General features: G+C 51.8%; 38 protein-coding genes. 25 read left to right on the top strand and 13 right to left on the bottom strand.

Annotation, left to right across the window (positions count from 1 at the left end):
* On the bottom strand, nt 1-222 hold a 222-nt coding region (locus tag ACTG2S_RS21610), incomplete at its 3' end, for an MFS transporter (RefSeq protein WP_439983315.1).
* Between the two features lie 54 nt (nt 223-276).
* On the opposite strand from ACTG2S_RS21610, the gene ACTG2S_RS21605 reads away from it, so the two are divergent.
* Complete coding sequence (locus ACTG2S_RS21605) at nt 277-909, top strand: tetracycline resistance transcriptional repressor TetR(E) (RefSeq protein WP_017411289.1); 633 nt, start codon at nt 277-279, stop codon at nt 907-909.
* Between the two features lie 386 nt (nt 910-1,295).
* On the opposite strand, the gene ACTG2S_RS21600 is transcribed toward ACTG2S_RS21605, so the two are convergent.
* Complete coding sequence (locus tag ACTG2S_RS21600; RefSeq protein WP_158319065.1) at nt 1,296-1,421, bottom strand: hypothetical protein; 126 nt, start codon at nt 1,419-1,421, stop codon at nt 1,296-1,298.
* A 19-nt stretch (nt 1,422-1,440) separates the two neighbouring features.
* Nucleotides 1,441-2,286: a hypothetical protein gene (locus tag ACTG2S_RS21595; RefSeq protein ID WP_270665412.1), complete on the bottom strand. Its 846-nt coding sequence runs from the start codon at nt 2,284-2,286 to the stop codon at nt 1,441-1,443.
* A 164-nt stretch (nt 2,287-2,450) separates the two neighbouring features.
* Between ACTG2S_RS21595 and ACTG2S_RS21590 the strand changes: the two genes are divergently transcribed.
* The 6 genes from ACTG2S_RS21590 (at nt 2,451) to ACTG2S_RS21565 (ending at nt 4,906) form a co-directional block, all read left to right on the top strand.
* On the top strand, nt 2,451-2,711 hold the full coding sequence (locus ACTG2S_RS21590; RefSeq protein ID WP_439983310.1) for a hypothetical protein: 261 nt from the start codon (nt 2,451-2,453) through the stop codon (nt 2,709-2,711).
* Between the two features lie 58 nt (nt 2,712-2,769).
* The gene (locus ACTG2S_RS21585) at nt 2,770-3,120 is read left to right on the top strand and encodes a type II toxin-antitoxin system RelE/ParE family toxin (RefSeq protein ID WP_024943279.1); all 351 of its coding nucleotides are present in this window, start codon (nt 2,770-2,772) and stop codon (nt 3,118-3,120) included.
* Nucleotides 3,120-3,422 carry a helix-turn-helix domain-containing protein gene (locus tag ACTG2S_RS21580; RefSeq protein ID WP_159164809.1) on the top strand — a complete coding sequence of 101 codons (303 nt, stop codon included), beginning with the start codon at nt 3,120-3,122 and terminating at the stop codon, nt 3,420-3,422. The genes ACTG2S_RS21585 and ACTG2S_RS21580 overlap by 1 nt, the downstream gene beginning before the upstream one ends.
* Nucleotides 3,423-3,607: 185 nt before the next feature.
* Nucleotides 3,608-3,967 carry a tetratricopeptide repeat protein gene (locus ACTG2S_RS21575; RefSeq protein WP_439983307.1) on the top strand — a complete coding sequence of 120 codons (360 nt, stop codon included), beginning with the start codon at nt 3,608-3,610 and terminating at the stop codon, nt 3,965-3,967.
* Nucleotides 3,968-4,058: 91 nt separating this feature from the next.
* Complete coding sequence (gene parA / locus ACTG2S_RS21570; RefSeq protein ID WP_439983313.1) at nt 4,059-4,688, top strand: ParA family partition ATPase; 630 nt, start codon at nt 4,059-4,061, stop codon at nt 4,686-4,688.
* 20 nt (nt 4,689-4,708) lie between these two features.
* Nucleotides 4,709-4,906 (top strand): plasmid partition protein ParG, encoded by a 198-nt coding sequence (locus ACTG2S_RS21565; protein ID WP_071287673.1) that lies wholly within the window; start codon nt 4,709-4,711, stop codon nt 4,904-4,906.
* 1,031 nt (nt 4,907-5,937) lie between these two features.
* On the opposite strand, the gene ACTG2S_RS21560 is transcribed toward ACTG2S_RS21565, so the two are convergent.
* Nucleotides 5,938-6,147: a hypothetical protein gene (locus ACTG2S_RS21560; protein WP_139737933.1), complete on the bottom strand. Its 210-nt coding sequence runs from the start codon at nt 6,145-6,147 to the stop codon at nt 5,938-5,940.
* Nucleotides 6,148-6,161: 14 nt separating this feature from the next.
* Nucleotides 6,162-6,404, bottom strand: coding sequence for a plasmid replication protein RepB (locus ACTG2S_RS21555; protein WP_103422753.1), 243 nt, complete (start codon nt 6,402-6,404; stop codon nt 6,162-6,164).
* A gap of 207 nt (nt 6,405-6,611) precedes the next feature.
* Between ACTG2S_RS21555 and mobV (ACTG2S_RS21550) the strand changes: the two genes are divergently transcribed.
* The 3 genes from mobV (ACTG2S_RS21550) (at nt 6,612) to ACTG2S_RS21540 (ending at nt 8,797) form a co-directional block, all read left to right on the top strand.
* Nucleotides 6,612-7,841, top strand: coding sequence for a MobV family relaxase (gene mobV / locus ACTG2S_RS21550; protein WP_439983312.1), 1,230 nt, complete (start codon nt 6,612-6,614; stop codon nt 7,839-7,841).
* Between the two features lie 485 nt (nt 7,842-8,326).
* A complete protein-coding gene (locus ACTG2S_RS21545; protein ID WP_439983317.1) occupies nt 8,327-8,548 on the top strand; it encodes a DUF1883 domain-containing protein in 222 nt (73 codons plus the stop codon).
* A 3-nt stretch (nt 8,549-8,551) separates the two neighbouring features.
* Nucleotides 8,552-8,797: a hypothetical protein gene (locus ACTG2S_RS21540; RefSeq protein WP_439983311.1), complete on the top strand. Its 246-nt coding sequence runs from the start codon at nt 8,552-8,554 to the stop codon at nt 8,795-8,797.
* A 541-nt stretch (nt 8,798-9,338) separates the two neighbouring features.
* Here the strand turns inward: ACTG2S_RS21540 and tet(E) (ACTG2S_RS21535) are convergent.
* The gene (gene tet(E), locus ACTG2S_RS21535) at nt 9,339-10,556 is read right to left on the bottom strand and encodes a tetracycline efflux MFS transporter Tet(E) (protein WP_017411290.1); all 1,218 of its coding nucleotides are present in this window, start codon (nt 10,554-10,556) and stop codon (nt 9,339-9,341) included.
* An 80-nt stretch (nt 10,557-10,636) separates the two neighbouring features.
* On the opposite strand from tet(E) (ACTG2S_RS21535), the gene ACTG2S_RS21530 reads away from it, so the two are divergent.
* Complete coding sequence (locus ACTG2S_RS21530; RefSeq protein ID WP_017411289.1) at nt 10,637-11,269, top strand: tetracycline resistance transcriptional repressor TetR(E); 633 nt, start codon at nt 10,637-10,639, stop codon at nt 11,267-11,269.
* A gap of 386 nt (nt 11,270-11,655) precedes the next feature.
* On the opposite strand, the gene ACTG2S_RS21525 is transcribed toward ACTG2S_RS21530, so the two are convergent.
* A complete protein-coding gene (locus tag ACTG2S_RS21525) occupies nt 11,656-11,781 on the bottom strand; it encodes a hypothetical protein (RefSeq protein WP_158319065.1) in 126 nt (41 codons plus the stop codon).
* Between the two features lie 19 nt (nt 11,782-11,800).
* On the bottom strand, nt 11,801-12,646 hold the full coding sequence (locus ACTG2S_RS21520; protein ID WP_270665412.1) for a hypothetical protein: 846 nt from the start codon (nt 12,644-12,646) through the stop codon (nt 11,801-11,803).
* Between the two features lie 164 nt (nt 12,647-12,810).
* Between ACTG2S_RS21520 and ACTG2S_RS21515 the strand changes: the two genes are divergently transcribed.
* From ACTG2S_RS21515 to ACTG2S_RS21490, 6 genes are all read left to right on the top strand, one after another.
* Nucleotides 12,811-13,071, top strand: coding sequence for a hypothetical protein (locus ACTG2S_RS21515; protein ID WP_439983310.1), 261 nt, complete (start codon nt 12,811-12,813; stop codon nt 13,069-13,071).
* A gap of 58 nt (nt 13,072-13,129) precedes the next feature.
* Nucleotides 13,130-13,480 (top strand): type II toxin-antitoxin system RelE/ParE family toxin, encoded by a 351-nt coding sequence (locus ACTG2S_RS21510; protein ID WP_024943279.1) that lies wholly within the window; start codon nt 13,130-13,132, stop codon nt 13,478-13,480.
* The gene (locus ACTG2S_RS21505) at nt 13,480-13,698 is read left to right on the top strand and encodes a helix-turn-helix domain-containing protein (RefSeq protein ID WP_439983314.1); all 219 of its coding nucleotides are present in this window, start codon (nt 13,480-13,482) and stop codon (nt 13,696-13,698) included. Before ACTG2S_RS21510 ends, ACTG2S_RS21505 begins: the two co-directional genes overlap by 1 nt.
* 268 nt (nt 13,699-13,966) lie before the next feature.
* Nucleotides 13,967-14,326: a tetratricopeptide repeat protein gene (locus ACTG2S_RS21500; RefSeq protein ID WP_439983307.1), complete on the top strand. Its 360-nt coding sequence runs from the start codon at nt 13,967-13,969 to the stop codon at nt 14,324-14,326.
* Nucleotides 14,327-14,417: 91 nt separating this feature from the next.
* Entirely contained in the window at nt 14,418-15,047 is a 630-nt protein-coding gene (gene parA, locus ACTG2S_RS21495; RefSeq protein WP_439983313.1) for a ParA family partition ATPase, read from the top strand.
* Nucleotides 15,048-15,067: 20 nt separating this feature from the next.
* On the top strand, nt 15,068-15,265 hold the full coding sequence (locus tag ACTG2S_RS21490; RefSeq protein ID WP_071287673.1) for a plasmid partition protein ParG: 198 nt from the start codon (nt 15,068-15,070) through the stop codon (nt 15,263-15,265).
* A 1,031-nt stretch (nt 15,266-16,296) separates the two neighbouring features.
* Here the strand turns inward: ACTG2S_RS21490 and ACTG2S_RS21485 are convergent.
* Together ACTG2S_RS21485 and ACTG2S_RS21480 are read right to left on the bottom strand one after the other, a co-directional pair.
* The gene (locus tag ACTG2S_RS21485) at nt 16,297-16,506 is read right to left on the bottom strand and encodes a hypothetical protein (protein WP_139737933.1); all 210 of its coding nucleotides are present in this window, start codon (nt 16,504-16,506) and stop codon (nt 16,297-16,299) included.
* A gap of 14 nt (nt 16,507-16,520) precedes the next feature.
* Entirely contained in the window at nt 16,521-16,763 is a 243-nt protein-coding gene (locus tag ACTG2S_RS21480; protein ID WP_103422753.1) for a plasmid replication protein RepB, read from the bottom strand.
* Nucleotides 16,764-16,970: 207 nt separating this feature from the next.
* On the opposite strand from ACTG2S_RS21480, the gene mobV (ACTG2S_RS21475) reads away from it, so the two are divergent.
* From mobV (ACTG2S_RS21475) to ACTG2S_RS21465, 3 genes are all read left to right on the top strand, one after another.
* Nucleotides 16,971-18,200 carry a MobV family relaxase gene (gene mobV / locus ACTG2S_RS21475; RefSeq protein WP_439983312.1) on the top strand — a complete coding sequence of 410 codons (1,230 nt, stop codon included), beginning with the start codon at nt 16,971-16,973 and terminating at the stop codon, nt 18,198-18,200.
* A 485-nt stretch (nt 18,201-18,685) separates the two neighbouring features.
* Nucleotides 18,686-18,907 (top strand): DUF1883 domain-containing protein, encoded by a 222-nt coding sequence (locus ACTG2S_RS21470; protein ID WP_439983317.1) that lies wholly within the window; start codon nt 18,686-18,688, stop codon nt 18,905-18,907.
* Between the two features lie 3 nt (nt 18,908-18,910).
* Nucleotides 18,911-19,156: a hypothetical protein gene (locus ACTG2S_RS21465; protein ID WP_439983311.1), complete on the top strand. Its 246-nt coding sequence runs from the start codon at nt 18,911-18,913 to the stop codon at nt 19,154-19,156.
* Nucleotides 19,157-19,697: 541 nt separating this feature from the next.
* Here ACTG2S_RS21465 and tet(E) (ACTG2S_RS21460) read toward each other — a convergent pair.
* Entirely contained in the window at nt 19,698-20,915 is a 1,218-nt protein-coding gene (tet(E), locus tag ACTG2S_RS21460; protein WP_017411290.1) for a tetracycline efflux MFS transporter Tet(E), read from the bottom strand.
* An 80-nt stretch (nt 20,916-20,995) separates the two neighbouring features.
* Here tet(E) (ACTG2S_RS21460) and ACTG2S_RS21455 point away from each other — a divergent pair, with 80 nt between their 5' ends.
* Nucleotides 20,996-21,628 carry a tetracycline resistance transcriptional repressor TetR(E) gene (locus ACTG2S_RS21455; RefSeq protein ID WP_017411289.1) on the top strand — a complete coding sequence of 211 codons (633 nt, stop codon included), beginning with the start codon at nt 20,996-20,998 and terminating at the stop codon, nt 21,626-21,628.
* A gap of 386 nt (nt 21,629-22,014) precedes the next feature.
* Here the strand turns inward: ACTG2S_RS21455 and ACTG2S_RS21450 are convergent, their stop codons facing one another.
* Together ACTG2S_RS21450 and ACTG2S_RS21445 are read right to left on the bottom strand one after the other, a co-directional pair.
* Nucleotides 22,015-22,140: a hypothetical protein gene (locus tag ACTG2S_RS21450; protein ID WP_158319065.1), complete on the bottom strand. Its 126-nt coding sequence runs from the start codon at nt 22,138-22,140 to the stop codon at nt 22,015-22,017.
* Nucleotides 22,141-22,159: 19 nt separating this feature from the next.
* On the bottom strand, nt 22,160-23,005 hold the full coding sequence (locus ACTG2S_RS21445) for a hypothetical protein (RefSeq protein ID WP_270665412.1): 846 nt from the start codon (nt 23,003-23,005) through the stop codon (nt 22,160-22,162).
* 164 nt (nt 23,006-23,169) lie between these two features.
* On the opposite strand from ACTG2S_RS21445, the gene ACTG2S_RS21440 reads away from it, so the two are divergent.
* From ACTG2S_RS21440 to ACTG2S_RS21425, 4 genes are read left to right on the top strand one after another with little or no spacing between them, the layout of a single operon-like run.
* Nucleotides 23,170-23,430 carry a hypothetical protein gene (locus ACTG2S_RS21440; RefSeq protein ID WP_439983310.1) on the top strand — a complete coding sequence of 87 codons (261 nt, stop codon included), beginning with the start codon at nt 23,170-23,172 and terminating at the stop codon, nt 23,428-23,430.
* 58 nt (nt 23,431-23,488) lie between these two features.
* On the top strand, nt 23,489-23,839 hold the full coding sequence (locus tag ACTG2S_RS21435; RefSeq protein ID WP_024943279.1) for a type II toxin-antitoxin system RelE/ParE family toxin: 351 nt from the start codon (nt 23,489-23,491) through the stop codon (nt 23,837-23,839).
* The gene (locus tag ACTG2S_RS21430; RefSeq protein ID WP_439983308.1) at nt 23,839-24,258 is read left to right on the top strand and encodes a helix-turn-helix domain-containing protein; all 420 of its coding nucleotides are present in this window, start codon (nt 23,839-23,841) and stop codon (nt 24,256-24,258) included. Before ACTG2S_RS21435 ends, ACTG2S_RS21430 begins: the two co-directional genes overlap by 1 nt.
* Nucleotides 24,259-24,274: 16 nt before the next feature.
* Nucleotides 24,275-24,634: a tetratricopeptide repeat protein gene (locus ACTG2S_RS21425; protein ID WP_439983307.1), complete on the top strand. Its 360-nt coding sequence runs from the start codon at nt 24,275-24,277 to the stop codon at nt 24,632-24,634.
* Nucleotides 24,635-24,655: the final 21 nt, after the last annotated feature.

Raw genomic sequence — 24,655 nt, 5'->3', positions numbered from 1 at the left:
ACCTAAAAGTGAAAGTAATAATACAGGGCGACGACCTATGCGATCTGACCAGCGGCCGAGAAGAGGGGCAAAAATCACTTGCATCATTGCATACAGCGCCAATAAAACACCGTAGTTCTCCGCAACATTAGCCTTTCCAACAAACTCCCGTAATAACGCCGGTAAGACAGGCATAATTATGCCAATCCCCATGGCATCTAAAAAAATGATGACCAGTGCCATGTTTGAAAAGTAACTCTATCAGTGATAGATTGTCAACAGCGAAAGGAGATAGTGATGGCACGACTAAGCTTGGACGACGTAATTTCAATGGCGCTCACCCTGCTGGACAGAGAGGGGCTAGAGGGCCTGACTACGCGTAAGCTGGCGCAGTCCCTCAAAATTGAGCAACCGACTCTGTATTGGCACGTGCGCAACAAGCAGACCCTTATGAACATGCTTTCAGAGGCAATACTGGTGAAGCATCACACCCGTTCAGTACCGTTACCGACTGAGAGTTGGCAGCAGTTTCTCCAGGAAAATGCTCTGAGTTTCCGTAAAGCATTATTGGTCCATCGTGATGGAGCCCGATTGCATATAGGGACCTCTCCTACGCCCCCCCAGTTTGAACAAGCAGAGGCGCAACTACGCTGTCTATGCGATGCAGGGTTTTCGGTCGAGGAGGCTCTTTTCATTCTGCAATCTATCAGCCATTTTACGCTGGGTGCAGTATTGGAAGAGCAAGCCACAAACCCGACAGAATACAATACAGTGATGGACGCTGTGCCACCATTATTACAGGAGGCATTTAATGTTCAGACGAGAACCACTGCTGAAACGGCCTTCCATTTCGGGCTGAAATCATTAATAGTTGGATTCTCTGCACAATTAGATGAAAAATATATGTCCATCCAGGGTAATAATAAATGATGCTGTCTATGGGGCAGTACTAACGGTAGTAATTTTAAATCTATCGCCAGTGATTTTTATTTTTCACGCGACAAATATTCTTGAAAATGTGTATGTGCATAGCCTTTGATAAATTAGGGAGATCCGAACAAGAGGGGGATTTCTTTGCGGGTCTGGCGGTGTTTGCCATTGAACTCGTAGTCAGCGAAGGTCAGTTGATGGCTCACGTTGGTTCTCATCCATGGTACTAAGAAAATCTGATGATCTCGTGTCAAGGATTTGTTCGCACCCTCCCCATCACGTCAAATAGAGCCTGTTTTCCAACTTAAATGTCCTGTTTGCTCACGGAGCAGATGTAGTATTACTTTTGAGTTTCCAACTTAAATGTCACATTTGGTATCGTTAACTCATTGAATACTTTGATCTGCCAGTTTCCAACTTAAATGGTTGTGATCAGTTTTCTTCAATACTCCCTCGTTGGAATGCTCGCGCAAGTAGGGGGTCGTGTCGAGTTTGTAGCCAAATGCTGACATGTTATCGATGTTCTGACTTTCACCCATTATCAGAATAATAACTCTGCTCTGCTCTGCTCTGCTCTGCTCCAGTCTGGATGGAGGGGGCCTCTTTTACATATTTATCCACATTACTTTGACCGCTTAGTTGGTCGGGAACCGTTTTACCTAGGAATATTGACGAGGTTTGAATGGCTGATCGCAGTGCTGAGTAGCGTAGATGGGGAGCATCTTCACTCTTGCTCTTGGCAAGAGCGGATTGAATTACCGGGGCAATCAAGATTAACGAAAAAAAGGCGATCAAGCGGCGGCTGTCGCTTTTTGGCATGGTGGCATGACGTAGTAGCACAATAGGTAACAAAGAGAGCAGAGCGATCAGCAGCGGTAATAGCAAGCTGGGTAGCATGGTGATACCGGTGCGATAGACCTCAGAAAACTCTTCGAAAAAGAGCAAAATTTCGGTTGGTGAGAGCCAGGAGTGATAGATCCCGAGGTGGGCGAGTTGGCTGAAAATGAAGTAGAAAAACAGCGCTGCTGTGATGATGTTGAACCCGCGACTGCGTACCCGCAGGGCGATAAAATAGAAGATAGCGCAGATAAACAGCCCTTCCCCTTTGTTGAAATGGGTTCCAAGGTTCAGGTAGGCGCGATAGCTCGCCTCTAGCAGTAGTGGCAAGGTAGCGGCCAACAGGGGCAGCAGGGCAAATATGGCCCATCGACGAATATGTGGCTTGTTCCAAAAAGTGCGGTTCATGGTCTTAGTTCCTGTTGGCATTTCATTACGATTTGCGACCTTCCCTTGGCCATTGAGGTTGAAGCTTTCCAGATAGGCTGTATCGATTGGGTGAGCGGAGGCTTGCGAACAACTCGATAATTTGGGCATCACGGGCGCATCCAGCGCCGTGCACGATACACCATTACCGCGCATAAGGGGGCGTTACGTTAAATCGGACGCCCTTTTTGCTGCCTGTCATCCTGCAAGGTGGCTTGTTTTGCAGGGCGTTATCTCCCATCCTGCGCCGCATTATCCCTTACCTCGGAATCTCCCCTATGGAAACCATTACCCATCCCACCATGGTACAACTGGTGGCAGCCGGTGCCGTCCGTGTCGTGGTCGCTGTCGGACAACCTGGCGGCTGGAGCCTGCTGGTGCGCTACGGTCTGGCCGAACGTGCCCTGGCCGCCCAGCGCAGCAAACAACTAAGAGTTTTTCGCAAGCTCGATACCCTGGTGATCTACCTGCAGCAGATCGGGGTCAGCCGGTTCGAGGTTGATGCCAGTAGCTTCATGCTTGCACTACGACAGCGGTAACTTGTTACCTACGTCGAGACCCTCTACAATATAAACCAAAGGTTATATTTGGTGCGCTATGTGGACAGTAAAAACAACCTCTCTATTCGATGTCTGGTTTGATGAACAAGACGAGGCCACGCAGGAGAAGGTTTTGGCTGGGTTGCTTGCCTTGGCTCAGGGCGGTCCATCGGTAGGGCGACCCTTAGTTGATACCATCAAGGGATCTCGCTTTACGAACCTCAAAGAGCTGAGAGTTCAGCACCAGGGGGATCCGCTACGAGCGTTCTTTGCTTTTGACCCGTTGCGGCAAGCCATCGTGTTGTGTGCTGGCAATAAGGGCGGTAACGATAAGCGGTTTTACAAAGAGATGTTGCCGGTCGCTGAGGCGGAATACGCCAAGCACTTAACTGAGTTGGAGGTAGGGTAATGGGAAGAACACTGAATGAGATGCTGTCCTCCCGCTCGGTGGATAGTCAGCAGCGGATCCAGGAGATGGCTAACGAGCTGCTGCTGGAGGTGCGCTTGCAAGCGCTGCGTGAAGAGTTGGAAGTGTCCCAGGTGGAGTTGGCCTCTGTCCTCGGCATCAGCCAACCTGCCGTTGTGGCGATGGAGCAGCGGGGGAATGATATCAAGCTATCCACCATGAAGCGTTACGTGGAAGCAATGGGTGGGAAGCTGCGTGTTGATGTTGAGCTTCCTACAGGGAGGCATGTCGGTTTCAACGTCTAATCGCTTAATCCAGACTACCTGCGGCCAGCTTATCAAGCTGGCCGCTTTGCTATATGGGATCGGGTGAACATAAAAGGCGTTATGTGCACATCGATTTGGGGGATTACGCGGCGTTTGTCGGGGCTGTCGCAGGGGGGGGGGGAGGCTGCAGTACAATGCAAAAAACTGATACGAGGTGTTCAGGGATGAAAAAAACGATGTTGGCGGCAATTCTATTGACCGGTTTTTTGCATGAGACCGCCCGCGCCGAAATCAATATAGATCAGTTACTACAGAGAGAGTCCAGGGAGCTCGAGGCCTACCGTAAGGCCGCCGAACAGGGTGATGCTAAGGCGCAATACAACCTGGGCTGGATGTATGGCAACGGCCAGGGGGTAGAACTGGACTTCAAGCAGGCGTATGCCTGGTTCTCGGTCGCTGCTGTCAACGGCGTTGGCCAGGCTGTTGAGTGGCGCGACCGTGCGGCCAGTAAATTAACACCTACCGCGCTGGCAGAGGCGCAGGCTCTGGCAAGCCGCTATTTCGATCAATCCCAGCCTAAATAGTTTTTGACAAAATATATTACCCCCTAGATAAAAAACTCATTTGATGTTTTACTCATTTATTCATTTGCTCGCGAGTCAGTAGAGGGTAGAGATGCTAGTTATATCGGTGTTGAACCAAAAAGGGGGGAGTGGCAAAACAACGATAGCCACTCATCTAAGTAGGGCCTTTCAATTGGCGGGTCGTGACGTGCTCTTGATCGATAGCGATCCACAAGGGAGCGCCCGCGATTGGGCCGCAGTTAGGGACGAACAGCCGGTGCCCGTTGTGGGGATCGATAGGCCGACCATCGAACGCGACATCAAGGCAGTGTCTCATAAAGACCTGATCGTGATCGATGGGGCCCCGCAGGCTGCTGATCTGGCTATATCTGCCATCAAGTCCAGTCATCTGGTGCTGATCCCAGTCCAGCCATCCCCTTATGACATTTGGGCGGCCTCCGATCTGGTCGAGTTGGTGAAACAGCGGATCGAGATGACTGATGGGAGGTTAAAGGCGGCGTTCGTTGTGAGTCGTGCCATCAAAAACACCAAGATCGGGGCTGAGATTCAGGCCGCTTTAGAAGGGTATGGCCTCCCGGTGCTGTCGTCCCGTATTACCCAGAGCGTCGCCTATCCGAGCACGGCTGCTACCGGGACAACTGTTTTGGATGCCGAGCCAAACAGCAACGCAGCCCAAGAAATCCGCGACCTTGCCGCTGAGGTGTTGGGAATGCTCAATTGAGTTAATGAGGATGTGAGTAAATGAGTATTTTGAAGGCTGGCCGTCCCAGCAGCGAAAAACGGGCGATGACGATGGGTGACATATCCGGCGCAGACAAGATTAAACGGGTGAATTTCGACTTGCCGGAGGCGCTTCATACGCGACTAAAAACCTATGCGGCATCCCAAGGGAAGTCGATCAAGGAGGTATTGACCGAGTTTGTCGAGGGGCTGGTTTGATCGCCTAGAGCTCGGCATGGTTTTGGTAACAGTTACCAACCATCTGAAAAATCAGGTGTTGTTTTTGCGTATGATCAGGATCCACCTCTTGCACTGATCTTGATCTGGCGCGTATGCTTTCGACCAGAAACGAAAAAACCGCCTTGGCGGGCGGTTTTTCGAAGGTACTCGGAGTTGGCGCTCTTTGTACCTGGTAACGGCTCCGTAGAGGGAAGCAGCTACCCAAAGTCCCAATAAGTTTAGCGGCACTTTGCCGTATCTTTCAAGCTAATTCCCTCTTTACACCCGTTACCGAAGGCCACCACCTTTGGCGCTTTGTCGTACCCGCTCGGATTGGAAGCATGAGTTTGTTGCCGTGTGTGGGTGTGGTGGTCGGGCAGAACGGGGAATCCTCACACACTGCCCAGCGTGCGACCGCGCACCATAGCCTCCCTGGACTCGCAATCCAGGGGCACCTGCCAGCAGAGCGTAACGGGGAACCAACCACGGCCAGCTCTTTAAACACGGCGCGGCAGTCCGGCCTACAGGCGGGGACTAAAGCAGGTGCAGCAAGGACGGGGTGTGTCTCTGGAGCGCGTGAGGGGGAGCCGCCGCAAGTGGCCTCGATAGTCCAGAGCAAGGCGAGTCTATCTTGTGTAACTACGTCATTTTTAACGTAGCCAAGCAGGAGGGCTCTCCTATCTTGAAGCGCAGCGGAAAGATAGGAGAGCCCGGCAGATCACGGAGCATGGCGACATCCTTTTCGCGGCCCTTGGGGCCGTTCGCTTTACTCATTATTTCATCATGAGAGAGGATCTTGGTGAGGGGTGTAATTGGCGAACCGTAGGCCGTCCATCAGGCCGTGTCTTTGGCCTGTGGGCGAGCCAGTTATCCCCGGAGTGGGTCTTGTGGTTTTTGCGTATGCACAATTTTAGCTGTTGTGTCAGTCGCACTCTCACGCTGCTTCGCCAGCTTCGTTTTCATCCACATCGAGGCTTCTTGCATGTCGGTACGCAGCGCTTTAAGTTCATGTTCGGTTAACCGCCTTACTGTCATCGATCTACCTCCAGACCCAGGGCCTGCAACTTGTCCCGCCATTCCTCTGCCGGCAGCGTCTCGTAAATCAGCCCGCCCTCAACGCTGATGAAGGAGCCGAAATCGATCAGCCGCATCTCTTCCAAATCGGCGGTTGGGGTACCGTCCACGAACAACCAGAGGGCGTCTTGGTGCTCCTGGATAGCGTAGTGGGGTTTCCTGTCCATAGTGCACTCCCTGCTTAGCGGTTGCTCAGATCGACCTCGATGCGACGAAAGCCAATGTTGTTGGCGGTGTTCGCAGCTGCATCGATGGTCTTGAACACGCGCCAGCCTCCACGCTGGCGTTCCAGTACCAGCGTCTCATTTAGCCGGCCAAACTTCACCAGGTGTAAATGGTATCCGGCCCCCATCGGGGTCGGCACGATCATCGCTTTGGCGAACCCGCCCTGGTCAAACGTCCACTTGGCTTTCAGTTCTTCCATTTCAATATCCTATATTGATGGTTCAAATTTTAGTTTTGATTGTGAGCTCCTAGTCATCAAAATGCAAATATGATTGTTCGTTATTAGGTTTTGATTTACCCGCTGCGCGGGTCGAGCGGACAATTTGGAGGGCGCAGCCCGTAAAATTGTGTAGTGAGTCCACATCCTTTAGGATGGGGGCAGTGCCTTCACCTCCGGATCCCCCTTATGGCCTTCGCTATCCTTCGCACGCAAAAGCTCAAAGCAGCTGTCGCTGTACGCAGCTCCCTCAAACATGCCTTCCGTGCCCAGGACACCCCCAACGCCGATCCGACTCGGCTCGGGGAGAACAGTCACTTGGGTGCGAACTCGGTCGATGAGGCGATGAAGGCGTTCCAGAACCGGCTACCGGAGAAGATCAGGAAGAACGGGGTGCTTGCGATCGAGTACCTGATAACCGGAAGTCCAGATGGCATGAACAGCAAGAGCCGGCGCGACCAGGATGCCTACTTTACCGATGCCCTGGCGTGGCTCAAGGAGCGGCACGGGGCAGAGAATCTGATCTATGCCGGCATCCACCGGGATGAAACTACTCCGCACTTGTACGCCTATGTGGTGCCCCTCGATCCCCAGGGAAAGCTCAACTGCCGGCATTTCCTAGGCGGGGCTAAGGCGCTTTCCCAGATGCAAACCGACTTTGCCGAACAGGTCGGCCAACGGCATGGTTTGCAGCGTGGGATAGAAGGGAGTAAGGCCAAGCATACCACCGTGCGCCAATACTATGCCTCCCTGCATCAGGAGAGCCCGGCCCCACTGGTGATCCCCGCCCAGGCGTTGGCACCGCGGGTGCTGAAAAATAACCTGTTCTCGCGCATCGAGGAGGCACCTGAAGTCGTCGCCTCGCGGTTGTCCCGGGAGACTCAAGCGCACTATGCCCCGGCCATGGCCCGGGCCAAGCGTACCGATCTAGCCGAGCGGCGCGCCAAGGAGCTTGCTGCCACGGCGCAGGCCAAGGAAGTCGAACTGCAGGTGCTGCGGCCACTGGCCGAAGGGCTGCCCCCGGAAGAACTCGAGGCGGTACGGCGCTTTGCCGAAGATCTGCGGGCCGAAGCGGCCAAACGCCAGGAGCAGGAGCGCCGAGTGGCGGCGTTGCCGGTCCTGGTTCGCAAGCATGGGCCGGTGGCCACGTTCGCCCGGCTCGCCATCGAGGCGATCAAACAGGTGGCCGATGCCTGGCAGGCGGTGGACTGGAAGGCCCTAGAGCAACGGGCTTTCAAGCAGATCATGCAGGATGGCTGGTCGCCAAGGAGGGGGATGAAGGCGATCGTGGAACACTCCCCCGCCCATGCCGGCCAGTCCCAGGAACAGCTCAACGCCGTCCTGGCATCCCTGTCCGATCAGCCCATCGTGGATAAGCCGCCCAGGGCAAAACAACCAGGGGCAGGGTACAGCCGCTAAACGCGCCGAAAGTCCCCGTCTCCTACAAAAAAGCATCACACCCAACGCAGCTTTCGCTGCTAGTGATCAAGCCTTATACCGCAATGCCTACAGGCGAAAACGTGCATGGATTGGAGGTGAAAACGTGAAGGTGGCTGAGGCCTAGCAAAGTCTGGCTTACGATGGGTTTCGCAGAGGTTTTTGCATGCTGCCGCGCTGCGCTTGCCGACTCCCGAGCCCGGTGCGACAGACTTCGCTAGTCGCACCCGTTCGTGAGTTAGTCAAATATAGAAATTGATATATCAAAATCCAAATATGATTTTGTGGTTGTGTCCCCCGGGGTGGGGTGGGGCTGCTATGGCACCTCTCCTGGTGGATTTATTTTGATGGATTTGTTTGTATCTGCTTGAAAATGTAGCCATTGACCCAATGTTTATCTTTGCCATACGGCATCAATCCGGAGGGGAAATGAGCTTCATTCAAGGGAGTTTTTGCATCAAGGTGATGTGGTCGTAGTCGATTGTTCCCACCAGAGCAACATAATGCTTACTGATGATCATCACTTTCAAAGCTACCGTCGTGGTGGTCGGTTTGAGTATTTCGGCGGTCATTACAAGGCTTTCCCTGCGCGAATTACGGTTCCTCGAACCGGTCACTGGAACGTCACGATAGATCTTGGTGGTGGTTCTGCGAACATCCGTCACTCCATCAAGATAATCAAGGGGTGACCAGTGCTGAAAATTACCTATGAAATTAACGGGCGAAAGACAACCCCTGGCGGTCTTAAGAACGCTATTGAAGCTGCCGTTTTGTCTGGCATTGAACAGAACATTAAAAAGTCGATTGGTTCCGTTAGGTGTCGTGAGCATGGACAGCATCCCACAATTCTCGTGAAAGGCCGGTCTTTAGACAACCTGTCCATAAATGTGAGTGGGTGTTGTGATGCGCTGATCGAAGAGGTGAAGAAGAAACTCTGAGTGGGGCGGGGCCAGTGGCCCCGCCTGCATCGAATGTACTCGATGGCTATCATGGTGGCTTATCTGATCGGGTGCACCAGGATCACCGTGGTAACCTACCGAAAAGCCCAGTTCCTGGCAAATTTTGCCTGAAACTGGGTCTGCTACTCTTGCCAGCAAAAATCCCACCTAAACAGTCATAAACTTTCAGTGCCAAAAGGCATATTTTTTGGCAGTAATACTGCGCTTTTTGAGCCGCTTGTGGGCTCTTCTTGGCAGGAGGGAAGTTTTCTCATGCGAAAAGTGCGATTTAACATAAAAGGCGTTATGCGCTGACAGATTGGCATGGTGGCTTGCAATTGTGGAAGACAGTTCTTTATTCTGTTTACCATACTTTCAGTATGGCGACAGTCGTTATGGAGTAGCGTTAATACTACTCAAATAGTATGGCTTGCATTGTAGGTTCTCGTAGTAGTCCAATGTGCTACATTCACAATTTCTGATGCTGTGCAACGGTCGGTTTCACGTCTAGGAATTGGGGGCATACAGTTACCATTACCATTTAAAGAAATGGCTGTGAATTGCTCTGATTTTTCGGGTGGGCAGCCCTGCCGGGATAGAAAAACCTCAGTATAGTCAGTGCAACTACATACAATCCGCATCCAACTATCCACACCCAACCATTCCAAGATTCGTGGGTTGCACTATACAAAAATGCAAAAATAAGTGGACCGATTACACCCGTGAGGTGTGTCAAACTGGTCAGCAACCCTTGCAATTGTCCTTGTGCTACCTGACCGACACGAACAGATATAATTCCCTGCAAAGCGGGAAGAGTTATGCCACCACAAGCGAGTAACAGCACAACTGGCCAAACCATCCAGCTTTGCGTAATGACTGCCAATAAAAGTAGGCCACAGCCATCAGCCAAGATGCCAACCACGATAGCTTTCTGATCTCCCAAATGTTTAGCGATAAAACCAGCAGCAAGTCCTTGAAACAGTGCGTGTGTAAGCCCAAACACAGCCAATGAAACACCGACCATTACGCCATCCCATACGAAGCGCTCTTCTCCGAATAAAACCCATAATGTTGCAGGGATTTGGCCAATCAATTGAATGATGAAAAAGACAACTAGCAATCCCGATAATGGGGAGATCATCTCGCGTATGGAGGATGTGGTTTCATTGATTGTTTCATTCTTTATCTCGTCACTAACCTGATTAGCATTATGGGTCTCATGTAAAATGAATAGGGAGACCAGAAATGCCAGCCCGTTAATAGCAGCAGCGAACATAAACGGTGCCTGTACCGAAAGTTGACCTGCAAAACCACCAATGACTGGTCCAGCAATCATACCGCCACCAAAACAGGCACCCATCATACCAAACCAATGTGTCCTGGATTCCTCAGGTGTGACATCGGCAATTGTTGAGGCTGCAACAGCTCCAGTCGCACCGGTAATACCAGCAATTAAGCGTCCCAGATACAACACCCACACTACGCTGGCTGTTGCCATTAATGCGTAGTCCAGTGTTGCACCTAAAAGTGAAAGTAATAATACAGGGCGACGACCTATGCGATCTGACCAGCGGCCGAGAAGAGGGGCAAAAATCACTTGCATCATTGCATACAGCGCCAATAAAACACCGTAGTTCTCCGCAACATTAGCCTTTCCAACAAACTCCCGTAATAACGCCGGTAAGACAGGCATAATTATGCCAATCCCCATGGCATCTAAAAAAATGATGACCAGTGCCATCATCACAGTGCGGTTCATAGTTAACGCTCTCTATCGGTGATAGGGTTTGAAAAGTAACTCTATCAGTGATAGATTGTCAACAGCGAAAGGAGATAGTGATGGCACGACTAAGCTTGGACGACGTAATTTCAATGGCGCTCACCCTGCTGGACAGAGAGGGGCTAGAGGGCCTGACTACGCGTAAGCTGGCGCAGTCCCTCAAAATTGAGCAACCGACTCTGTATTGGCACGTGCGCAACAAGCAGACCCTTATGAACATGCTTTCAGAGGCAATACTGGTGAAGCATCACACCCGTTCAGTACCGTTACCGACTGAGAGTTGGCAGCAGTTTCTCCAGGAAAATGCTCTGAGTTTCCGTAAAGCATTATTGGTCCATCGTGATGGAGCCCGATTGCATATAGGGACCTCTCCTACGCCCCCCCAGTTTGAACAAGCAGAGGCGCAACTACGCTGTCTATGCGATGCAGGGTTTTCGGTCGAGGAGGCTCTTTTCATTCTGCAATCTATCAGCCATTTTACGCTGGGTGCAGTATTGGAAGAGCAAGCCACAAACCCGACAGAATACAATACAGTGATGGACGCTGTGCCACCATTATTACAGGAGGCATTTAATGTTCAGACGAGAACCACTGCTGAAACGGCCTTCCATTTCGGGCTGAAATCATTAATAGTTGGATTCTCTGCACAATTAGATGAAAAATATATGTCCATCCAGGGTAATAATAAATGATGCTGTCTATGGGGCAGTACTAACGGTAGTAATTTTAAATCTATCGCCAGTGATTTTTATTTTTCACGCGACAAATATTCTTGAAAATGTGTATGTGCATAGCCTTTGATAAATTAGGGAGATCCGAACAAGAGGGGGATTTCTTTGCGGGTCTGGCGGTGTTTGCCATTGAACTCGTAGTCAGCGAAGGTCAGTTGATGGCTCACGTTGGTTCTCATCCATGGTACTAAGAAAATCTGATGATCTCGTGTCAAGGATTTGTTCGCACCCTCCCCATCACGTCAAATAGAGCCTGTTTTCCAACTTAAATGTCCTGTTTGCTCACGGAGCAGATGTAGTATTACTTTTGAGTTTCCAACTTAAATGTCACATTTGGTATCGTTAACTCATTGAATACTTTGATCTGCCAGTTTCCAACTTAAATGGTTGTGATCAGTTTTCTTCAATACTCCCTCGTTGGAATGCTCGCGCAAGTAGGGGGTCGTGTCGAGTTTGTAGCCAAATGCTGACATGTTATCGATGTTCTGACTTTCACCCATTATCAGAATAATAACTCTGCTCTGCTCTGCTCTGCTCTGCTCCAGTCTGGATGGAGGGGGCCTCTTTTACATATTTATCCACATTACTTTGACCGCTTAGTTGGTCGGGAACCGTTTTACCTAGGAATATTGACGAGGTTTGAATGGCTGATCGCAGTGCTGAGTAGCGTAGATGGGGAGCATCTTCACTCTTGCTCTTGGCAAGAGCGGATTGAATTACCGGGGCAATCAAGATTAACGAAAAAAAGGCGATCAAGCGGCGGCTGTCGCTTTTTGGCATGGTGGCATGACGTAGTAGCACAATAGGTAACAAAGAGAGCAGAGCGATCAGCAGCGGTAATAGCAAGCTGGGTAGCATGGTGATACCGGTGCGATAGACCTCAGAAAACTCTTCGAAAAAGAGCAAAATTTCGGTTGGTGAGAGCCAGGAGTGATAGATCCCGAGGTGGGCGAGTTGGCTGAAAATGAAGTAGAAAAACAGCGCTGCTGTGATGATGTTGAACCCGCGACTGCGTACCCGCAGGGCGATAAAATAGAAGATAGCGCAGATAAACAGCCCTTCCCCTTTGTTGAAATGGGTTCCAAGGTTCAGGTAGGCGCGATAGCTCGCCTCTAGCAGTAGTGGCAAGGTAGCGGCCAACAGGGGCAGCAGGGCAAATATGGCCCATCGACGAATATGTGGCTTGTTCCAAAAAGTGCGGTTCATGGTCTTAGTTCCTGTTGGCATTTCATTACGATTTGCGACCTTCCCTTGGCCATTGAGGTTGAAGCTTTCCAGATAGGCTGTATCGATTGGGTGAGCGGAGGCTTGCGAACAACTCGATAATTTGGGCATCACGGGCGCATCCAGCGCCGTGCACGATACACCATTACCGCGCATAAGGGGGCGTTACGTTAAATCGGACGCCCTTTTTGCTGCCTGTCATCCTGCAAGGTGGCTTGTTTTGCAGGGCGTTATCTCCCATCCTGCGCCGCATTATCCCTTACCTCGGAATCTCCCCTATGGAAACCATTACCCATCCCACCATGGTACAACTGGTGGCAGCCGGTGCCGTCCGTGTCGTGGTCGCTGTCGGACAACCTGGCGGCTGGAGCCTGCTGGTGCGCTACGGTCTGGCCGAACGTGCCCTGGCCGCCCAGCGCAGCAAACAACTAAGAGTTTTTCGCAAGCTCGATACCCTGGTGATCTACCTGCAGCAGATCGGGGTCAGCCGGTTCGAGGTTGATGCCAGTAGCTTCATGCTTGCACTACGACAGCGGTAACTTGTTACCTACGTCGAGACCCTCTACAATATAAACCAAAGGTTATATTTGGTGCGCTATGTGGACAGTAAAAACAACCTCTCTATTCGATGTCTGGTTTGATGAACAAGACGAGGCCACGCAGGAGAAGGTTTTGGCTGGGTTGCTTGCCTTGGCTCAGGGCGGTCCATCGGTAGGGCGACCCTTAGTTGATACCATCAAGGGATCTCGCTTTACGAACCTCAAAGAGCTGAGAGTTCAGCACCAGGGGGATCCGCTACGAGCGTTCTTTGCTTTTGACCCGTTGCGGCAAGCCATCGTGTTGTGTGCTGGCAATAAGGGCGGTAACGATAAGCGGTTTTACAAAGAGATGTTGCCGGTCGCTGAGGCGGAATACGCCAAGCACTTAACTGAGTTGGAGGTAGGGTAATGGGAAGAACACTGAATGAGATGCTGTCCTCCCGCTCGGTGGATAGTCAGCAGCGGATCCAGGAGATGGCTAACGAGCTGCTGCTGGAGGTGCGCTTGCAAGCGCTGCGTGAAGAGTTGGAAGTGTCCCAGGTGGAGTTGGCCTCTGTCCTCGGCATCAGCCAACCTGCCGTTGTGGCGATGGAGCAGCGGGGGAATATATCAAGCTATCCACCATGAAGCGTTACGTGGAAGCAATGGGTGGGAAGCTGCGTGTTGATGTTGAGCTTCCTACAGGGAGGCATGTCGGTTTCAACGTCTAATCGCTTAATCCAGACTACCTGCGGCCAGCTTATCAAGCTGGCCGCTTTGCTATATGGGATCGGGTGAACATAAAAGGCGTTATGTGCACATCGATTTGGGGGATTACGCGGCGTTTGTCGGGGCTGTCGCAGGGGGGGGGGGAGGCTGCAGTACAATGCAAAAAACTGATACGAGGTGTTCAGGGATGAAAAAAACGATGTTGGCGGCAATTCTATTGACCGGTTTTTTGCATGAGACCGCCCGCGCCGAAATCAATATAGATCAGTTACTACAGAGAGAGTCCAGGGAGCTCGAGGCCTACCGTAAGGCCGCCGAACAGGGTGATGCTAAGGCGCAATACAACCTGGGCTGGATGTATGGCAACGGCCAGGGGGTAGAACTGGACTTCAAGCAGGCGTATGCCTGGTTCTCGGTCGCTGCTGTCAACGGCGTTGGCCAGGCTGTTGAGTGGCGCGACCGTGCGGCCAGTAAATTAACACCTACCGCGCTGGCAGAGGCGCAGGCTCTGGCAAGCCGCTATTTCGATCAATCCCAGCCTAAATAGTTTTTGACAAAATATATTACCCCCTAGATAAAAAACTCATTTGATGTTTTACTCATTTATTCATTTGCTCGCGAGTCAGTAGAGGGTAGAGATGCTAGTTATATCGGTGTTGAACCAAAAAGGGGGGAGTGGCAAAACAACGATAGCCACTCATCTAAGTAGGGCCTTTCAATTGGCGGGTCGTGACGTGCTCTTGATCGATAGCGATCCACAAGGGAGCGCCCGCGATTGGGCCGCAGTTAGGGACGAACAGCCGGTGCCCGTTGTGGGGATCGATAGGCCGACCATCGAACGCGACATCAAGGCAGTGTCTCATAAAGACCTGATCGTGATCGATGGGGCCCCGCAGGCTGCTGATCTGGCTATATCTGCCATCAAGTCCAGTCATCTGGTGCTGATCCCAGTCCAGCCATCCCCTTATGACATTTGGGCGGCCTCCGATCTGGTCGAGTTGGTGAAACAGCGGATCGAGATGACTGATGGGAGGTTAAAGGCGGCGTTCGTTGTGAGTCGTGCCATCAAAAACACCAAGATCGGGGCTGAGATTCAGGCCGCTTTAGAAGGGTATGGCCTCCCGGTGCTGTCGTCCCGTATTACCCAGAGCGTCGCCTATCCGAGCACGGCTGCTACCGGGACAACTGTTTTGGATGCCGAGCCAAACAGCAACGCAGCCCAAGAAATCCGCGACCTTGCCGCTGAGGTGTTGGGAATGCTCAATTGAGTTAATGAGGATGTGAGTAAATGAGTATTTTGAAGGCTGGCCGTCCCAGCAGCGAAAAACGGGCGATGACGATGGGTGACATATCCGGCGCAGACAAGATTAAACGGGTGAATTTCGACTTGCCGGAGGCGCTTCATACGCGACTAAAAACCTATGCGGCATCCCAAGGGAAGTCGATCAAGGAGGTATTGACCGAGTTTGTCGAGGGGCTGGTTTGATCGCCTAGAGCTCGGCATGGTTTTGGTAACAGTTACCAACCATCTGAAAAATCAGGTGTTGTTTTTGCGTATGATCAGGATCCACCTCTTGCACTGATCTTGATCTGGCGCGTATGCTTTCGACCAGAAACGAAAAAACCGCCTTGGCGGGCGGTTTTTCGAAGGTACTCGGAGTTGGCGCTCTTTGTACCTGGTAACGGCTCCGTAGAGGGAAGCAGCTACCCAAAGTCCCAATAAGTTTAGCGGCACTTTGCCGTATCTTTCAAGCTAATTCCCTCTTTACACCCGTTACCGAAGGCCACCACCTTTGGCGCTTTGTCGTACCCGCTCGGATTGGAAGCATGAGTTTGTTGCCGTGTGTGGGTGTGGTGGTCGGGCAGAACGGGGAATCCTCACACACTGCCCAGCGTGCGACCGCGCACCATAGCCTCCCTGGACTCGCAATCCAGGGGCACCTGCCAGCAGAGCGTAACGGGGAACCAACCACGGCCAGCTCTTTAAACACGGCGCGGCAGTCCGGCCTACAGGCGGGGACTAAAGCAGGTGCAGCAAGGACGGGGTGTGTCTCTGGAGCGCGTGAGGGGGAGCCGCCGCAAGTGGCCTCGATAGTCCAGAGCAAGGCGAGTCTATCTTGTGTAACTACGTCATTTTTAACGTAGCCAAGCAGGAGGGCTCTCCTATCTTGAAGCGCAGCGGAAAGATAGGAGAGCCCGGCAGATCACGGAGCATGGCGACATCCTTTTCGCGGCCCTTGGGGCCGTTCGCTTTACTCATTATTTCATCATGAGAGAGGATCTTGGTGAGGGGTGTAATTGGCGAACCGTAGGCCGTCCATCAGGCCGTGTCTTTGGCCTGTGGGCGAGCCAGTTATCCCCGGAGTGGGTCTTGTGGTTTTTGCGTATGCACAATTTTAGCTGTTGTGTCAGTCGCACTCTCACGCTGCTTCGCCAGCTTCGTTTTCATCCACATCGAGGCTTCTTGCATGTCGGTACGCAGCGCTTTAAGTTCATGTTCGGTTAACCGCCTTACTGTCATCGATCTACCTCCAGACCCAGGGCCTGCAACTTGTCCCGCCATTCCTCTGCCGGCAGCGTCTCGTAAATCAGCCCGCCCTCAACGCTGATGAAGGAGCCGAAATCGATCAGCCGCATCTCTTCCAAATCGGCGGTTGGGGTACCGTCCACGAACAACCAGAGGGCGTCTTGGTGCTCCTGGATAGCGTAGTGGGGTTTCCTGTCCATAGTGCACTCCCTGCTTAGCGGTTGCTCAGATCGACCTCGATGCGACGAAAGCCAATGTTGTTGGCGGTGTTCGCAGCTGCATCGATGGTCTTGAACACGCGCCAGCCTCCACGCTGGCGTTCCAGTACCAGCGTCTCATTTAGCCGGCCAAACTTCACCAGGTGTAAATGGTATCCGGCCCCCATCGGGGTCGGCACGATCATCGCTTTGGCGAACCCGCCCTGGTCAAACGTCCACTTGGCTTTCAGTTCTTCCATTTCAATATCCTATATTGATGGTTCAAATTTTAGTTTTGATTGTGAGCTCCTAGTCATCAAAATGCAAATATGATTGTTCGTTATTAGGTTTTGATTTACCCGCTGCGCGGGTCGAGCGGACAATTTGGAGGGCGCAGCCCGTAAAATTGTGTAGTGAGTCCACATCCTTTAGGATGGGGGCAGTGCCTTCACCTCCGGATCCCCCTTATGGCCTTCGCTATCCTTCGCACGCAAAAGCTCAAAGCAGCTGTCGCTGTACGCAGCTCCCTCAAACATGCCTTCCGTGCCCAGGACACCCCCAACGCCGATCCGACTCGGCTCGGGGAGAACAGTCACTTGGGTGCGAACTCGGTCGATGAGGCGATGAAGGCGTTCCAGAACCGGCTACCGGAGAAGATCAGGAAGAACGGGGTGCTTGCGATCGAGTACCTGATAACCGGAAGTCCAGATGGCATGAACAGCAAGAGCCGGCGCGACCAGGATGCCTACTTTACCGATGCCCTGGCGTGGCTCAAGGAGCGGCACGGGGCAGAGAATCTGATCTATGCCGGCATCCACCGGGATGAAACTACTCCGCACTTGTACGCCTATGTGGTGCCCCTCGATCCCCAGGGAAAGCTCAACTGCCGGCATTTCCTAGGCGGGGCTAAGGCGCTTTCCCAGATGCAAACCGACTTTGCCGAACAGGTCGGCCAACGGCATGGTTTGCAGCGTGGGATAGAAGGGAGTAAGGCCAAGCATACCACCGTGCGCCAATACTATGCCTCCCTGCATCAGGAGAGCCCGGCCCCACTGGTGATCCCCGCCCAGGCGTTGGCACCGCGGGTGCTGAAAAATAACCTGTTCTCGCGCATCGAGGAGGCACCTGAAGTCGTCGCCTCGCGGTTGTCCCGGGAGACTCAAGCGCACTATGCCCCGGCCATGGCCCGGGCCAAGCGTACCGATCTAGCCGAGCGGCGCGCCAAGGAGCTTGCTGCCACGGCGCAGGCCAAGGAAGTCGAACTGCAGGTGCTGCGGCCACTGGCCGAAGGGCTGCCCCCGGAAGAACTCGAGGCGGTACGGCGCTTTGCCGAAGATCTGCGGGCCGAAGCGGCCAAACGCCAGGAGCAGGAGCGCCGAGTGGCGGCGTTGCCGGTCCTGGTTCGCAAGCATGGGCCGGTGGCCACGTTCGCCCGGCTCGCCATCGAGGCGATCAAACAGGTGGCCGATGCCTGGCAGGCGGTGGACTGGAAGGCCCTAGAGCAACGGGCTTTCAAGCAGATCATGCAGGATGGCTGGTCGCCAAGGAGGGGGATGAAGGCGATCGTGGAACACTCCCCCGCCCATGCCGGCCAGTCCCAGGAACAGCTCAACGCCGTCCTGGCATCCCTGTCCGATCAGCCCATCGTGGATAAGCCGCCCAGGGCAAAACAACCAGGGGCAGGGTACAGCCGCTAAACGCGCCGAAAGTCCCCGTCTCCTACAAAAAAGCATCACACCCAACGCAGCTTTCGCTGCTAGTGATCAAGCCTTATACCGCAATGCCTACAGGCGAAAACGTGCATGGATTGGAGGTGAAAACGTGAAGGTGGCTGAGGCCTAGCAAAGTCTGGCTTACGATGGGTTTCGCAGAGGTTTTTGCATGCTGCCGCGCTGCGCTTGCCGACTCCCGAGCCCGGTGCGACAGACTTCGCTAGTCGCACCCGTTCGTGAGTTAGTCAAATATAGAAATTGATATATCAAAATCCAAATATGATTTTGTGGTTGTGTCCCCCGGGGTGGGGTGGGGCTGCTATGGCACCTCTCCTGGTGGATTTATTTTGATGGATTTGTTTGTATCTGCTTGAAAATGTAGCCATTGACCCAATGTTTATCTTTGCCATACGGCATCAATCCGGAGGGGAAATGAGCTTCATTCAAGGGAGTTTTTGCATCAAGGTGATGTGGTCGTAGTCGATTGTTCCCACCAGAGCAACATAATGCTTACTGATGATCATCACTTTCAAAGCTACCGTCGTGGTGGTCGGTTTGAGTATTTCGGCGGTCATTACAAGGCTTTCCCTGCGCGAATTACGGTTCCTCGAACCGGTCACTGGAACGTCACGATAGATCTTGGTGGTGGTTCTGCGAACATCCGTCACTCCATCAAGATAATCAAGGGGTGACCAGTGCTGAAAATTACCTATGAAATTAACGGGCGAAAGACAACCCCTGGCGGTCTTAAGAACGCTATTGAAGCTGCCGTTTTGTCTGGCATTGAACAGAACATTAAAAAGTCGATTGGTTCCGTTAGGTGTCGTGAGCATGGACAGCATCCCACAATTCTCGTGAAAGGCCGGTCTTTAGACAACCTGTCCATAAATGTGAGTGGGTGTTGTGATGCGCTGATCGAAGAGGTGAAGAAGAAACTCTGAGTGGGGCGGGGCCAGTGGCCCCGCCTGCATCGAATGTACTCGATGGCTATCATGGTGGCTTATCTGATCGGGTGCACCAGGATCACCGTGGTAACCTACCGAAAAGCCCAGTTCCTGGCAAATTTTGCCTGAAACTGGGTCTGCTACTCTTGCCAGCAAAAATCCCACCTAAACAGTCATAAACTTTCAGTGCCAAAAGGCATATTTTTTGGCAGTAATACTGCGCTTTTTGAGCCGCTTGTGGGCTCTTCTTGGCAGGAGGGAAGTTTTCTCATGCGAAAAGTGCGATTTAACATAAAAGGCGTTATGCGCTGACAGATTGGCATGGTGGCTTGCAATTGTGGAAGACAGTTCTTTATTCTGTTTACCATACTTTCAGTATGGCGACAGTCGTTATGGAGTAGCGTTAATACTACTCAAATAGTATGGCTTGCATTGTAGGTTCTCGTAGTAGTCCAATGTGCTACATTCACAATTTCTGATGCTGTGCAACGGTCGGTTTCACGTCTAGGAATTGGGGGCATACAGTTACCATTACCATTTAAAGAAATGGCTGTGAATTGCTCTGATTTTTCGGGTGGGCAGCCCTGCCGGGATAGAAAAACCTCAGTATAGTCAGTGCAACTACATACAATCCGCATCCAACTATCCACACCCAACCATTCCAAGATTCGTGGGTTGCACTATACAAAAATGCAAAAATAAGTGGACCGATTACACCCGTGAGGTGTGTCAAACTGGTCAGCAACCCTTGCAATTGTCCTTGTGCTACCTGACCGACACGAACAGATATAATTCCCTGCAAAGCGGGAAGAGTTATGCCACCACAAGCGAGTAACAGCACAACTGGCCAAACCATCCAGCTTTGCGTAATGACTGCCAATAAAAGTAGGCCACAGCCATCAGCCAAGATGCCAACCACGATAGCTTTCTGATCTCCCAAATGTTTAGCGATAAAACCAGCAGCAAGTCCTTGAAACAGTGCGTGTGTAAGCCCAAACACAGCCAATGAAACACCGACCATTACGCCATCCCATACGAAGCGCTCTTCTCCGAATAAAACCCATAATGTTGCAGGGATTTGGCCAATCAATTGAATGATGAAAAAGACAACTAGCAATCCCGATAATGGGGAGATCATCTCGCGTATGGAGGATGTGGTTTCATTGATTGTTTCATTCTTTATCTCGTCACTAACCTGATTAGCATTATGGGTCTCATGTAAAATGAATAGGGAGACCAGAAATGCCAGCCCGTTAATAGCAGCAGCGAACATAAACGGTGCCTGTACCGAAAGTTGACCTGCAAAACCACCAATGACTGGTCCAGCAATCATACCGCCACCAAAACAGGCACCCATCATACCAAACCAATGTGTCCTGGATTCCTCAGGTGTGACATCGGCAATTGTTGAGGCTGCAACAGCTCCAGTCGCACCGGTAATACCAGCAATTAAGCGTCCCAGATACAACACCCACACTACGCTGGCTGTTGCCATTAATGCGTAGTCCAGTGTTGCACCTAAAAGTGAAAGTAATAATACAGGGCGACGACCTATGCGATCTGACCAGCGGCCGAGAAGAGGGGCAAAAATCACTTGCATCATTGCATACAGCGCCAATAAAACACCGTAGTTCTCCGCAACATTAGCCTTTCCAACAAACTCCCGTAATAACGCCGGTAAGACAGGCATAATTATGCCAATCCCCATGGCATCTAAAAAAATGATGACCAGTGCCATCATCACAGTGCGGTTCATAGTTAACGCTCTCTATCGGTGATAGGGTTTGAAAAGTAACTCTATCAGTGATAGATTGTCAACAGCGAAAGGAGATAGTGATGGCACGACTAAGCTTGGACGACGTAATTTCAATGGCGCTCACCCTGCTGGACAGAGAGGGGCTAGAGGGCCTGACTACGCGTAAGCTGGCGCAGTCCCTCAAAATTGAGCAACCGACTCTGTATTGGCACGTGCGCAACAAGCAGACCCTTATGAACATGCTTTCAGAGGCAATACTGGTGAAGCATCACACCCGTTCAGTACCGTTACCGACTGAGAGTTGGCAGCAGTTTCTCCAGGAAAATGCTCTGAGTTTCCGTAAAGCATTATTGGTCCATCGTGATGGAGCCCGATTGCATATAGGGACCTCTCCTACGCCCCCCCAGTTTGAACAAGCAGAGGCGCAACTACGCTGTCTATGCGATGCAGGGTTTTCGGTCGAGGAGGCTCTTTTCATTCTGCAATCTATCAGCCATTTTACGCTGGGTGCAGTATTGGAAGAGCAAGCCACAAACCCGACAGAATACAATACAGTGATGGACGCTGTGCCACCATTATTACAGGAGGCATTTAATGTTCAGACGAGAACCACTGCTGAAACGGCCTTCCATTTCGGGCTGAAATCATTAATAGTTGGATTCTCTGCACAATTAGATGAAAAATATATGTCCATCCAGGGTAATAATAAATGATGCTGTCTATGGGGCAGTACTAACGGTAGTAATTTTAAATCTATCGCCAGTGATTTTTATTTTTCACGCGACAAATATTCTTGAAAATGTGTATGTGCATAGCCTTTGATAAATTAGGGAGATCCGAACAAGAGGGGGATTTCTTTGCGGGTCTGGCGGTGTTTGCCATTGAACTCGTAGTCAGCGAAGGTCAGTTGATGGCTCACGTTGGTTCTCATCCATGGTACTAAGAAAATCTGATGATCTCGTGTCAAGGATTTGTTCGCACCCTCCCCATCACGTCAAATAGAGCCTGTTTTCCAACTTAAATGTCCTGTTTGCTCACGGAGCAGATGTAGTATTACTTTTGAGTTTCCAACTTAAATGTCACATTTGGTATCGTTAACTCATTGAATACTTTGATCTGCCAGTTTCCAACTTAAATGGTTGTGATCAGTTTTCTTCAATACTCCCTCGTTGGAATGCTCGCGCAAGTAGGGGGTCGTGTCGAGTTTGTAGCCAAATGCTGACATGTTATCGATGTTCTGACTTTCACCCATTATCAGAATAATAACTCTGCTCTGCTCTGCTCTGCTCTGCTCCAGTCTGGATGGAGGGGGCCTCTTTTACATATTTATCCACATTACTTTGACCGCTTAGTTGGTCGGGAACCGTTTTACCTAGGAATATTGACGAGGTTTGAATGGCTGATCGCAGTGCTGAGTAGCGTAGATGGGGAGCATCTTCACTCTTGCTCTTGGCAAGAGCGGATTGAATTACCGGGGCAATCAAGATTAACGAAAAAAAGGCGATCAAGCGGCGGCTGTCGCTTTTTGGCATGGTGGCATGACGTAGTAGCACAATAGGTAACAAAGAGAGCAGAGCGATCAGCAGCGGTAATAGCAAGCTGGGTAGCATGGTGATACCGGTGCGATAGACCTCAGAAAACTCTTCGAAAAAGAGCAAAATTTCGGTTGGTGAGAGCCAGGAGTGATAGATCCCGAGGTGGGCGAGTTGGCTGAAAATGAAGTAGAAAAACAGCGCTGCTGTGATGATGTTGAACCCGCGACTGCGTACCCGCAGGGCGATAAAATAGAAGATAGCGCAGATAAACAGCCCTTCCCCTTTGTTGAAATGGGTTCCAAGGTTCAGGTAGGCGCGATAGCTCGCCTCTAGCAGTAGTGGCAAGGTAGCGGCCAACAGGGGCAGCAGGGCAAATATGGCCCATCGACGAATATGTGGCTTGTTCCAAAAAGTGCGGTTCATGGTCTTAGTTCCTGTTGGCATTTCATTACGATTTGCGACCTTCCCTTGGCCATTGAGGTTGAAGCTTTCCAGATAGGCTGTATCGATTGGGTGAGCGGAGGCTTGCGAACAACTCGATAATTTGGGCATCACGGGCGCATCCAGCGCCGTGCACGATACACCATTACCGCGCATAAGGGGGCGTTACGTTAAATCGGACGCCCTTTTTGCTGCCTGTCATCCTGCAAGGTGGCTTGTTTTGCAGGGCGTTATCTCCCATCCTGCGCCGCATTATCCCTTACCTCGGAATCTCCCCTATGGAAACCATTACCCATCCCACCATGGTACAACTGGTGGCAGCCGGTGCCGTCCGTGTCGTGGTCGCTGTCGGACAACCTGGCGGCTGGAGCCTGCTGGTGCGCTACGGTCTGGCCGAACGTGCCCTGGCCGCCCAGCGCAGCAAACAACTAAGAGTTTTTCGCAAGCTCGATACCCTGGTGATCTACCTGCAGCAGATCGGGGTCAGCCGGTTCGAGGTTGATGCCAGTAGCTTCATGCTTGCACTACGACAGCGGTAACTTGTTACCTACGTCGAGACCCTCTACAATATAAACCAAAGGTTATATTTGGTGCGCTATGTGGACAGTAAAAACAACCTCTCTATTCGATGTCTGGTTTGATGAACAAGACGAGGCCACGCAGGAGAAGGTTTTGGCTGGGTTGCTTGCCTTGGCTCAGGGCGGTCCATCGGTAGGGCGACCCTTAGTTGATACCATCAAGGGATCTCGCTTTACGAACCTCAAAGAGCTGAGAGTTCAGCACCAGGGGGATCCGCTACGAGCGTTCTTTGCTTTTGACCCGTTGCGGCAAGCCATCGTGTTGTGTGCTGGCAATAAGGGCGGTAACGATAAGCGGTTTTACAAAGAGATGTTGCCGGTCGCTGAGGCGGAATACGCCAAGCACTTAACTGAGTTGGAGGTAGGGTAATGGGAAGAACACTGAATGAGATGCTGTCCTCCCGCTCGGTGGATAGTCAGCAGCGGATCCAGGAGATGGCTAACGAGCTGCTGCTGGAGGTGCGCTTGCAAGCGCTGCGTGAAGAGTTGGAAGTGTCCCAGGTGGAGTTGGCCTCTGTCCTCGGCATCAGCCAACCTGCCGTTGTGGCGATGGAGCAGCGGGGGAATGATATCAAGCTATCCACCATGAAGCGTTACGTGGAAGCAATGGGTGGGAAGCTGCGTGTTGATGTTGAGCTTCCTACAGGGAGGCATGGCTGGCCGCTTTGCTATATGGGATCGGGTGAACATAAAAGGCGTTATGTGCACATCGATTTGGGGGATTACGCGGCGTTTGTCGGGGCTGTCGCAGGGGGGGGGGGAGGCTGCATACAGAATGCAAAAAACTGATACGAGGTGTTCAGGGATGAAAAAAACGATGTTGGCGGCAATTCTATTGACCGGTTTTTTGCATGAGACCGCCCGCGCCGAAATCAATATAGATCAGTTACTACAGAGAGAGTCCAGGGAGCTCGAGGCCTACCGTAAGGCCGCCGAACAGGGTGATGCTAAGGCGCAATACAACCTGGGCTGGATGTATGGCAACGGCCAGGGGGTAGAACTGGACTTCAAGCAGGCGTATGCCTGGTTCTCGGTCGCTGCTGTCAACGGCGTTGGCCAGGCTGTTGAGTGGCGCGACCGTGCGGCCAGTAAATTAACACCTACCGCGCTGGCAGAGGCGCAGGCTCTGGCAAGCCGCTATTTCGATCAATCCCAGCCTAAATAGTTTTTGACAAAATATATTACC

The sequence above is a fragment of the Aeromonas sp. 82P genome (assembly GCF_051919365.1).
Lineage (GTDB): Bacteria > Pseudomonadota > Gammaproteobacteria > Enterobacterales > Aeromonadaceae > Aeromonas > Aeromonas veronii.
The sequence above is the reverse complement of the archived record's forward strand: the minus strand, read 5'-3'. Positions and strand labels throughout refer to the sequence as shown.

Excerpts from the sequence above, each read along its gene's own strand:
- ACTG2S_RS21430 (WP_439983308.1), top strand. The coding sequence starts at position 23,839 with ATGGGAAGAACACTGAATGAGATGCTGTCCTCCCGCTCGGTGGATAGT.
- ACTG2S_RS21505 (WP_439983314.1), top strand. The coding sequence starts at position 13,480 with ATGGGAAGAACACTGAATGAGATGCTGTCCTCCCGCTCGGTGGATAGT.
- ACTG2S_RS21490 (WP_071287673.1), top strand. The coding sequence starts at position 15,068 with ATGAGTATTTTGAAGGCTGGCCGTCCCAGCAGCGAAAAACGGGCGATG.
- ACTG2S_RS21560 (WP_139737933.1), bottom strand. The coding sequence starts at position 6,147 with ATGGACAGGAAACCCCACTACGCTATCCAGGAGCACCAAGACGCCCTC.
- ACTG2S_RS21500 (WP_439983307.1), top strand. The coding sequence starts at position 13,967 with ATGAAAAAAACGATGTTGGCGGCAATTCTATTGACCGGTTTTTTGCAT.
- parA (WP_439983313.1), top strand. The coding sequence starts at position 4,059 with ATGCTAGTTATATCGGTGTTGAACCAAAAAGGGGGGAGTGGCAAAACA.
- ACTG2S_RS21590 (WP_439983310.1), top strand. The coding sequence starts at position 2,451 with ATGGAAACCATTACCCATCCCACCATGGTACAACTGGTGGCAGCCGGT.
- ACTG2S_RS21515 (WP_439983310.1), top strand. The coding sequence starts at position 12,811 with ATGGAAACCATTACCCATCCCACCATGGTACAACTGGTGGCAGCCGGT.
- ACTG2S_RS21510 (WP_024943279.1), top strand. The coding sequence starts at position 13,130 with ATGTGGACAGTAAAAACAACCTCTCTATTCGATGTCTGGTTTGATGAA.
- ACTG2S_RS21485 (WP_139737933.1), bottom strand. The coding sequence starts at position 16,506 with ATGGACAGGAAACCCCACTACGCTATCCAGGAGCACCAAGACGCCCTC.
- ACTG2S_RS21575 (WP_439983307.1), top strand. The coding sequence starts at position 3,608 with ATGAAAAAAACGATGTTGGCGGCAATTCTATTGACCGGTTTTTTGCAT.
- ACTG2S_RS21605 (WP_017411289.1), top strand. The coding sequence starts at position 277 with ATGGCACGACTAAGCTTGGACGACGTAATTTCAATGGCGCTCACCCTG.
- ACTG2S_RS21565 (WP_071287673.1), top strand. The coding sequence starts at position 4,709 with ATGAGTATTTTGAAGGCTGGCCGTCCCAGCAGCGAAAAACGGGCGATG.
- ACTG2S_RS21555 (WP_103422753.1), bottom strand. The coding sequence starts at position 6,404 with ATGGAAGAACTGAAAGCCAAGTGGACGTTTGACCAGGGCGGGTTCGCC.
- ACTG2S_RS21580 (WP_159164809.1), top strand. The coding sequence starts at position 3,120 with ATGGGAAGAACACTGAATGAGATGCTGTCCTCCCGCTCGGTGGATAGT.
- ACTG2S_RS21440 (WP_439983310.1), top strand. The coding sequence starts at position 23,170 with ATGGAAACCATTACCCATCCCACCATGGTACAACTGGTGGCAGCCGGT.
- mobV (WP_439983312.1), top strand. The coding sequence starts at position 16,971 with ATGGCCTTCGCTATCCTTCGCACGCAAAAGCTCAAAGCAGCTGTCGCT.
- ACTG2S_RS21450 (WP_158319065.1), bottom strand. The coding sequence starts at position 22,140 with ATGTCAGCATTTGGCTACAAACTCGACACGACCCCCTACTTGCGCGAG.
- ACTG2S_RS21425 (WP_439983307.1), top strand. The coding sequence starts at position 24,275 with ATGAAAAAAACGATGTTGGCGGCAATTCTATTGACCGGTTTTTTGCAT.
- mobV (WP_439983312.1), top strand. The coding sequence starts at position 6,612 with ATGGCCTTCGCTATCCTTCGCACGCAAAAGCTCAAAGCAGCTGTCGCT.
- parA (WP_439983313.1), top strand. The coding sequence starts at position 14,418 with ATGCTAGTTATATCGGTGTTGAACCAAAAAGGGGGGAGTGGCAAAACA.
- ACTG2S_RS21530 (WP_017411289.1), top strand. The coding sequence starts at position 10,637 with ATGGCACGACTAAGCTTGGACGACGTAATTTCAATGGCGCTCACCCTG.
- ACTG2S_RS21480 (WP_103422753.1), bottom strand. The coding sequence starts at position 16,763 with ATGGAAGAACTGAAAGCCAAGTGGACGTTTGACCAGGGCGGGTTCGCC.
- ACTG2S_RS21455 (WP_017411289.1), top strand. The coding sequence starts at position 20,996 with ATGGCACGACTAAGCTTGGACGACGTAATTTCAATGGCGCTCACCCTG.
- ACTG2S_RS21525 (WP_158319065.1), bottom strand. The coding sequence starts at position 11,781 with ATGTCAGCATTTGGCTACAAACTCGACACGACCCCCTACTTGCGCGAG.
- ACTG2S_RS21435 (WP_024943279.1), top strand. The coding sequence starts at position 23,489 with ATGTGGACAGTAAAAACAACCTCTCTATTCGATGTCTGGTTTGATGAA.
- ACTG2S_RS21585 (WP_024943279.1), top strand. The coding sequence starts at position 2,770 with ATGTGGACAGTAAAAACAACCTCTCTATTCGATGTCTGGTTTGATGAA.
- ACTG2S_RS21600 (WP_158319065.1), bottom strand. The coding sequence starts at position 1,421 with ATGTCAGCATTTGGCTACAAACTCGACACGACCCCCTACTTGCGCGAG.